Annotated in this window: 7 protein-coding genes; 5 read left to right on the forward strand and 2 right to left on the reverse strand. The window is 74.7% G+C overall.

The genetic code is table 11. From position 1 onward, the window contains the following. Positions 1–11 precede the first annotated feature (11 nt). From ACFWTC_RS27765 to ACFWTC_RS27775, 3 genes are all read left to right on the forward strand, one after another. Positions 12–986 carry an ATP-binding cassette domain-containing protein gene (locus ACFWTC_RS27765; RefSeq protein ID WP_383929275.1) on the forward strand — a complete coding sequence of 325 codons (975 nt, stop codon included), beginning with the start codon at positions 12–14 and terminating at the stop codon, positions 984–986. Further along, positions 983–1,774 carry an ABC transporter permease gene (locus ACFWTC_RS27770; protein ID WP_383929272.1) on the forward strand — a complete coding sequence of 264 codons (792 nt, stop codon included), beginning with the start codon at positions 983–985 and terminating at the stop codon, positions 1,772–1,774. The genes ACFWTC_RS27765 and ACFWTC_RS27770 overlap by 4 nt, the downstream gene beginning before the upstream one ends. 72 nt (positions 1,775–1,846) lie before the next feature. Beyond that, on the forward strand, positions 1,847–3,058 hold the full coding sequence (locus ACFWTC_RS27775) for a CaiB/BaiF CoA transferase family protein (RefSeq protein WP_383929269.1): 1,212 nt from the start codon (positions 1,847–1,849) through the stop codon (positions 3,056–3,058). 50 nt (positions 3,059–3,108) lie between these two features. Here the strand turns inward: ACFWTC_RS27775 and ACFWTC_RS27780 are convergent, their stop codons facing one another. Then, the gene (locus tag ACFWTC_RS27780; protein WP_351277218.1) at positions 3,109–3,378 is read right to left on the reverse strand and encodes a hypothetical protein; all 270 of its coding nucleotides are present in this window, start codon (positions 3,376–3,378) and stop codon (positions 3,109–3,111) included. 269 nt (positions 3,379–3,647) lie between these two features. Here ACFWTC_RS27780 and ACFWTC_RS27785 point away from each other — a divergent pair, with 269 nt between their 5' ends. Further along, a complete protein-coding gene (locus tag ACFWTC_RS27785; protein WP_384028876.1) occupies positions 3,648–5,471 on the forward strand; it encodes a serine/threonine-protein kinase in 1,824 nt (607 codons plus the stop codon). On the opposite strand, the gene ACFWTC_RS27790 is transcribed toward ACFWTC_RS27785, so the two are convergent. Continuing rightward, positions 5,441–6,250, reverse strand: a complete 810-nt coding sequence (locus tag ACFWTC_RS27790) for an SGNH/GDSL hydrolase family protein (protein WP_383929262.1) — start codon at positions 6,248–6,250, stop codon at positions 5,441–5,443. The two genes, ACFWTC_RS27785 and ACFWTC_RS27790, sit on opposite strands and share 31 nt — an antisense overlap. A 200-nt stretch (positions 6,251–6,450) precedes the next feature. Here ACFWTC_RS27790 and ACFWTC_RS27795 point away from each other — a divergent pair, with 200 nt between their 5' ends. Continuing rightward, the gene (locus ACFWTC_RS27795) at positions 6,451–7,548 is read left to right on the forward strand and encodes a DUF5925 domain-containing protein (RefSeq protein WP_383929259.1); all 1,098 of its coding nucleotides are present in this window, start codon (positions 6,451–6,453) and stop codon (positions 7,546–7,548) included. Positions 7,549–7,640 lie beyond the last annotated feature (92 nt).

The following is a 7,640-nucleotide window of genomic DNA, read 5'->3' on the forward strand; positions in this document are numbered from 1 at the left end:
GGGTCCACCGTATGACTACTACGTACGCCGTACTTAGTGAGGGTCTGGAGAAGAGCTACGGGGAGGTCCGCGCCCTGCGCGGCCTCGACCTCGCCGTCCGCGAGGGCACGGTCTGCGGCCTGCTCGGCCCCAACGGCGCGGGAAAGACCACCGCCGTACGGGTGTTCACCACCCTCACCGCACCCACCGGCGGCCGCGCCCTCGTCGCCGGCCGCGACGTCACCCGCGAGCCCGCCGCCGTCCGCCGCGCCATCGGCGTCACCGGTCAGTACGCCTCGGTGGACGGGGACCTGACCGGCCGTGAGAACCTCCGGCTCTTCGCCCGCCTCGCCGGACTGCGCGGCGCCGCCGGCCGGGCCCGCGCCGACGAGCTGCTGGAACGCTTCGGCCTGGCCGAGGCCTCCGACCGGGTGGCCGGCACCTGGTCCGGCGGCATGCGCCGCCGCCTGGACCTGGCCGCGGGGCTGATCACCCGGCCCCGGGTGCTGTTCCTCGACGAGCCCACCACCGGGCTGGACCCCGGGGCGCGCGACCACATCTGGACGGCGGTCCGGGCGCTCGCCGCGGAGGGCACCACCGTGCTGCTCACCACCCAGTACCTGGAGGAGGCGGACCGGCTGGCCGACGACATCGTGGTCGTCGACAGCGGCCGCGCCGTCGTCACCGGCACCCCGGCCGGACTCAAGGCGCGGATCGGCGCCTACGCCGAGGTCCACGTCGGCGCGCGCGGAGCGGTCGCGGCCGCCGCCGGCGTCCTCGACCAGCTCACCGGCGGCCGCCCCGTGCTCGACGAGGAGCGGCTCACCGTCGGCGTGACCGTGCTGGACGCCGGGCTGACCCTGCCCCGGATCATCCGTGCGCTCGACAGCGCCGGAGTACCGGTCACCGACGCGAGTCTGCGGCCGCCCACGCTCGACGAGGTGTTCCTGCGCCTCACCCGCCCCGCCGGGGACCGGGGCACCGACCACGAGGAGTACGCCGCATGAGCACCCTGCTGTCCGACGGCGGCGCGGTCCTGACCAGCCGGCTCCAGAAGGCCCGGCACGCCCCGGCCCTCCTGGTCCTCACCCAGACCATGCCGATCACGATGCTCCTCTTCTTCGGGTACGTCTTCGGCAGCGCGGTCGCCATGCCGGGCGCCGACTACCGCGCGTTCCTGGTGCCCGGGCTGCTCGCCGCGACGGCCGCCAACGGCCTGATGACCGGCCTGTTCACCGCCGCGCAGGACGCGCACCGGGGGGTGATGGACCGCTTCCGGACGCTGCCGATGAGCCGGAGCGCCGTACCGCTCGGGCAGACGGCGGCCGACCTGCTCACCACGGGCGTGTCGATGGTGCCGCTGATGCTGGTGGGGCTGGCGATGGGCTGGCGGATCGAGAACGGGCTGCCCGGCGCGCTCGGGGCGCTGGGGATCCTGCTGCTGTTCCGCTTCGCCACCGCGTGGGTCGGGACGTACCTGGGCCTGCTGACCAGGAGCGAGGAGGCCGCGGGCCAGCTCGGCGGCGCCACCTTCGTCCTGCCGATGCTCTCCAGCGCCTACCTGCCGACCGCCGGGCTGCCCGGATGGCTGCGCACGGTCGCCGAGTGGAACCCGATCAGCGCCGTGGCCACGGCCGTGCGCGAACTGTGCGGGAACCCGGGGGCCGGGGCCGGCGCGGGCGCGGCCTGGCCCGCCGCGCACCCGGTGGCCGGCGCACTGCTCTGGTCGGCGCTGCTGCTCGCCGTGTTCGTCCCGCTGGCATCCCGGCGGTTCGCCCGCGGCACCGCGGGGTGAGGGACGACCGGGCGGGGGCGAAGGGCGTCGGGGGGTGACAGGGCGGGGTCCGGCGGGATAGGCATCGGTGCCATGGACACCGAAAGCTCCGCGCCCGAACCCCTCCCCCTGGACGGCATCACCGTCGTCGCCGTCGAACAGGCCGTCTCGGCCCCCTTCGCCACCCGTCAGCTCGCCGACCTCGGCGCGCGGGTGGTCAAGGTCGAGCGCCCCGACGGCGGCGACTTCGCGCGCGCCTACGACACCGCCGCGCACGGCCTCGCCTCCCACTTCGTGTGGGCCAACCGCGGCAAGGAGTCGATCGCGCTCGACTTGAAGGACCCGCGCGGCCTCGATGTGCTGCACGGGCTACTGGCCGGCGCCGACGTGTTCGTCCAGAACCTCGCCCAGGGGGCCGCCGCCCGGCTCGGGCTCGATGCGGCCGCGCTGTGCGGTCGCTACCCGCGGCTGGTCGCCGTCGACGTGTCGGGCTACGGCGCCGAGGGGCCGTACGCCCACAAGCGCGCCTACGACATGCTCGTGCAGTGCGAGGCGGGCCTGGTCTCGGTGACCGGGACGCCGGAGCAGCCCGTCAAGGCGGGCATCCCGGCCGCGGACATCGCGGCCGCCATGTACGCGTTCTCGGGCGTGCTCGCCGCCCTGCTGCGCCGCGGGGTCACGGGGCGCGGCGGCAGGGTGGAGGTGTCGATGCTGGACGCGCTCGCCGAGTGGATGGGGCACCCCCTGCACCACACGATGCACGGCGGGGAGCAGCCGGTGCGTTCCGGCCTCGCGCACGCGGTGATCGCGCCGTACGACGCCTACGCGACGGCGGACGGGGACCGGGTGCTGCTGTCGGTGCAGAACGACCGCGAGTGGCGCAGGCTCGCCGAACAGGTGCTGGAGCAGCCCGGGTTGGCAGAGGATCCGCAGTTCGCGACGAACGCGGCGCGCACCGCGAACCGGGAGCGGACCGACGCGCTGGTGGCCGGGACCCTGGCCCGGCTGGGCGCGGACGAGGCGATCGGGCGGCTGGATGCGGCGGGCATCGCCTGCGCGCGGCTGAACTCGGTGGCCCGGCTGGCCGGGCATCCGCAGCTGGCGGCGCGGGACCGCTGGCGCGAGGTGGGGTCACCGGTGGGCCCGCTGCGGGCCCTGCTGCCGCCGATCGGGCTGCCGGGTGGCGCGGCACCGCACATGGGTGCGGTGCCCGCGCTGGGCGAGCACACCGGAGGCCTGCTGCGCGCCCTGGGGATGACGGACGCGCAGATCGCGGAACTGCGGCGGGACGGTGTGGTCGCGTAGGGCCGGGAAGCCGGGAGCCCGGGGGTGAACGGCTCTGCTGCGGGGACGGTTTACGAGCGGCGGCTGCCGAAGAGCGTGCGACGCAGACGGCGCAGCGGCGCGAAGAGCGAGACGCGCGCGCTCCGGCTCCGCAGGCGGTGCGTGTGGTCGCGCGAGGTGAGCTCGCGCATCAGCAGCGTCGCCTCGGCGGCATCCCGGTGCGGGACGGCAGGGCCGCCCAGTACCGCGAGATGGCGGTCGAGGCGCGAACTGGTCGCGTTGCTGCCGCAGGTGATGGCAGGCACGCGTGGCGGCCTGCTGCGCATTGCTATTTGTTCCATGATCTCTCCCCACCCGTACGAGGGCACCCGGCCCGGGCAGGTTAACCCTATCGTCCCCGCGTCGCGCCCGGGTATCCCGGTGGTGTGAATTACCCCTGTGGCGACGGGGAGTTGACGATTACTCAGCGGAGTCGACCGTCACTCTCCGCATAAATCAGGCGGTATCGCGGGGTCGTTCGCGGGATGGCCCGCAAGTCCCTTCACAGCAGGGGCCACTTCCGGCCCGCTGCGCTAACTTGGAGTGATCATCCGGTGACGCATGGACGCACATGGGGGCGCGCGTGAGCGACGACGTGGGTGACGAGGACCGGGAATCGGCAGCCGAGCGTGTCATATCGGGCCGCTACCGGCTGCTCGAACCGCTCGGCCGCGGCGGGATGGGCATCGTGTGGCGGGCCCGGGACGAGGTGCTGGCCCGCGACGTCGCCGTCAAGGAGGTGCGCGCGCCGGCCGGGCTGGACGCGGCCGGGCTGCAGCGGATGTACCGGCGGCTGGAGCGGGAGGCGTGGGCCGCGGCCCGGATCTCGCACCGCGGGGTCGTGACGGTGTACGACGTGGCCTCCGAGGGCGGGCGGCCGTGGATCGTGATGGAGCTGGTGCGCGGGCTCTCCCTGGCCGAGGTGCTGGACGTGGAGGGCCCGATGTCCCCGCAGCGGGCCGGACACCTCGGGGAGCAGGTGCTGGCCGCGCTGCGGTCGGCGCACGACTCGGGGGTGCTCCACCGGGACGTCAAGCCCGGGAACGTACTGCTGGCCAACGACGGCCGGGTGGTGCTGAGCGACTTCGGGATCGCGAGCCTGGAGGGGTCTTCGGCGATCACCATGACTGGGGAAATGGTCGGCTCCCCCGAATTCCTGGCCCCGGAGCGGGCGTTGGGGCGCGAACCGGGCCCCGGCTCGGACCTGTGGTCGCTCGGGGTGCTGTTGTACGTGGCGGTCGAGGGGATCTCGCCGTTCCGCCGGGCCACTGCGCTGGACACGCTGGAGGCGGTGGTGGAGGCGGAGCCGCCCGCGGCGCGGCGGGCCGGCCCGCTGGCGCCCGTACTGGAGGGGCTGCTGCGGAAGGACCCGGCCGAGCGGCTCGACCCGGCGGAAGCGGCCCGGATGCTGCGTCTGGTGGGCGCGGGCGGGGCCGTACGGGCCGCCGGCGGGCCGGTGTCCGGCCCCGGGCCGGAGGGGCCGCCGGCCGGGGCGCACCCCCGCCGGGAGCCGCGGGCCGCGGGGGCGGCAGCCCCGTCGGGGGCGTCGGAGCCGTCGGGGACACCCCGGGCGGCGGGGGGTCCGTACGGGGAGGGGGCCGCGCCGACCCCTCGGGCGGGCCGGGCCGGGCTGGTGCTGACCGCCGGGATCGTCGTACTGCTGCTGGCGCTGGCCGCGCTGGGGTGGCTGCTGCTGGGCGGCCGCGGGGACGCGGACGGGCGCGGTGGGGCGCCGGGGGGGACGCAGCGGGGTTCGCAGGCGGACGGTTCCGCGGGCCCGGGCTCCCCCGCGCCGCCGTCGCGGCCCGCGCCGGCCTCGCCGCCGGCCGGCGGGCAGGCGTACCCCGGGGTGTTCGTCGACGCCGTGCGCGCGTCCTACCGCGGCGGCTGTCCGCCGCCGGCGGACCGCGCCCCCGCGTTCGAGGCGACGGTCGAGGTGGACCGTACGCCGGCCGTGTTGGAGTACCGCTGGGCCACGCGGAGCGGGAGGACCTCGGGGCCCGGCTGGCAGTCCCTCGCGTACGAGGCGGGCGGACCGGTGAGCCGGCGGCTGGAGCACGCGGAGCTGACGTACGGGCCGGGCGCGGTCTTCACCGACGCGATGCGGCTGGAGGTGCGCGGTCCGGCGGCGGTGACCTCCGCATGGGTGGAGACGTCCGTGACGTGCGAGGAGGCGACCCCGACGAGCGGGCCCGCCTCCCCCGGTACGAGTACGTCGCCGGCGCCGGATCCGGGGCCGGATCCGGGGCCGGATCCGGGGCCGACGTCCTCACCGGCGCCCCCGTCCGTCCCGGCGCCGGCGTCGTCGGCCCCGGGAGCGACCGCGGACGCGACGCCGGGGCCGGTGCCGGCGCGCCGGGCCGGTCAGGCGGCGTTCGTGAAGACCGGCAGGTAGCCGCCGGACTGTCCGGCCGCGGTGGGGTGGTACGACTCGCCGATGTTGAGCCAGTTGAGGCTGTGCAGCCACGCGTTGCCCGAGCAGATCTCGTGGCCGGTGAACGCGCCGGCCACCGAGGCGAAGGCGAAGCCGTGGTCGGCGGCGCGCTTGGCGATGGCGGCGTTGAGGTGGTCGGACGCGCCGTTGATGGCGGCGCGCTCGCCCTCGGTGAGGCCGGTGACGCACGAGCCGCTCAGCTTGTAGAAGCGGGGATAGCCGAGGACGACGACGCGGGCGCCCGGCGAGCGGCTGTCGATGGCGTTGTAGACCTGGTCGAGCTGGCCGGGGAGGGTGGAGTTGACGTAGGCCTTGGCCTGGTTGACGCGGTTGACGCAGGTGGACTCGGACTGGAGCACGCAGGTCGTCATGACGTCGGCGAATCCGGCGTCGTTGCCTCCGATGGTGACGGACACCAGGTCGGTGCCGGAGTTGAGGGGGGTGAGCTGATTGGCGAGGAGGTCCCCCGTCCGGGCGCCCGAACAGGCGGCGAAGGAGAAGCTCTGCGGGGAGTGGGCGGCCGCCCACAGGGCGGGATAGGCGCGGGTGGAGCGCTTGCAGTTGCCGCTGGCGGCGTCGTAGTTGCCGGCGCCGACGCCGGAGGAGTACGAGTCGCCGAGGGCGACGTAGCCGAAGTCGGCCTGGGCGGCGGCCGCCTGACCTGCCCCGAGGAGGGCGGCTCCCGCGGCGAGTAACAGGGAGGAGGTCAGGGCAGCGAAACGAGACATTCTCGTGCTCATGTATGCGGCTCCTAGTGGGGGTTACTCCTCAGTCCGTGGTACAAGGAACCCAGGCCCACCGGAAGTGTTCATGCCAAGAAAGTTCGGCGCGGACTTGCGGTCCGAACCTTCACCCGCGATGCGTTTGAAGAGGGAATCCGGCCACTCGATCCGGCGAAACACGCGTGCACCGGGCCAGTTCGTGCCGGATCATGGGCGCCATGCCAGCCAACCCGCATGACGCGCTGCCGATCCGGCTCAACGTCGACGACAGCGACTCGCCGTCGGACGTCGTCGACGCGCTGTTCCTCGGCCGGTTCGCCTCCGGCGAACAGCCGTTCTCGCACAGCGTGTCGATCGACCGGGTGAAGGCGGGGGCGAGCCTGCTGCCGCCCGGGGCCACCGTGCTGCGCTCGGCCCGCGACAGCGACCGCAGTGCCACGCTCGCCGAGGGCGAGGGTTGGACGATGCTGGTCTCACGGTGGAGCCGGGGTGCGGACGTCACCGTGACGGCGATCAGCGACGAACTCGCCGCCGGTGTGCTCGGCGAGGCCACGGAGGGCGTGCAGGACGACCCCGAACCGCAGCCGGAAAACGTGACGATGGGATTCTGGTACGTCTCCCCGCGCCGCGGCCCGTACCGGACGACCCGCCAGATCGCGGCCGGCACCTGGGCCGAGGTGCGGCCCAACTACACGGCGCCCGTGGCCGGGGCGCTGGACCGGCTGATGAAGGTGACCCCGGACGACATCGCGGGCCGGCTGCTCCTGCTGCACGGTCCGCCGGGGACGGGCAAGACCTCCGCGCTGCGCACGCTGGCCCGCTCGTGGCGGGACTGGTGCCAGGTGGACTGCGTCCTGGACCCGGAGCGGCTGTTCAACGACGTGGGTTACCTGATGGACATCGCGATCGGCGAGGACGAGGGCACGGCCAAGGGCCGGTGGCGGCTGCTCCTGCTGGAGGACTGCGACGAGCTGATCCGCGGCGAGGCCCGACACACGGCGGGGCAGGCGCTGTCCCGGCTGCTGAACCTGACGGACGGCCTGCTGGGGCAGGGCCGCAACGTCCTGGTGGGCGTCACGACCAACGAGGACCTGGAACGGCTCCACCCGGCGGTGGTCCGGCCGGGGCGCTGCCTGGCCCGCGTCGAGGTCGGCCGGCTGACCCACCGGGAGGCGGTGGACTGGCTGGGCACGGACGAGGGCGTCTCCCGCGAGGGCGCGAGTCTGGCGGAGCTGTTCGCCCTGCGCCGCGGCACGGGCCCGACGGCCGTACTGCCGCCGCAGCCGCACGGCCCGGAGGCGGGGCTCTACCTCTAGTGCCGCGTCAGGCAACGTTCGCCCTCTCGTGACATGCCGCCCAGGTGGTTCCTCGGGTGGCATCACGCGATCAGAATGTTCGGGTGGCTGAA

The organism is Streptomyces sp. NPDC058619 (genome assembly GCF_042717785.1).
Taxonomy (GTDB): Bacteria; Actinomycetota; Actinomycetes; order Streptomycetales; family Streptomycetaceae; genus Streptomyces.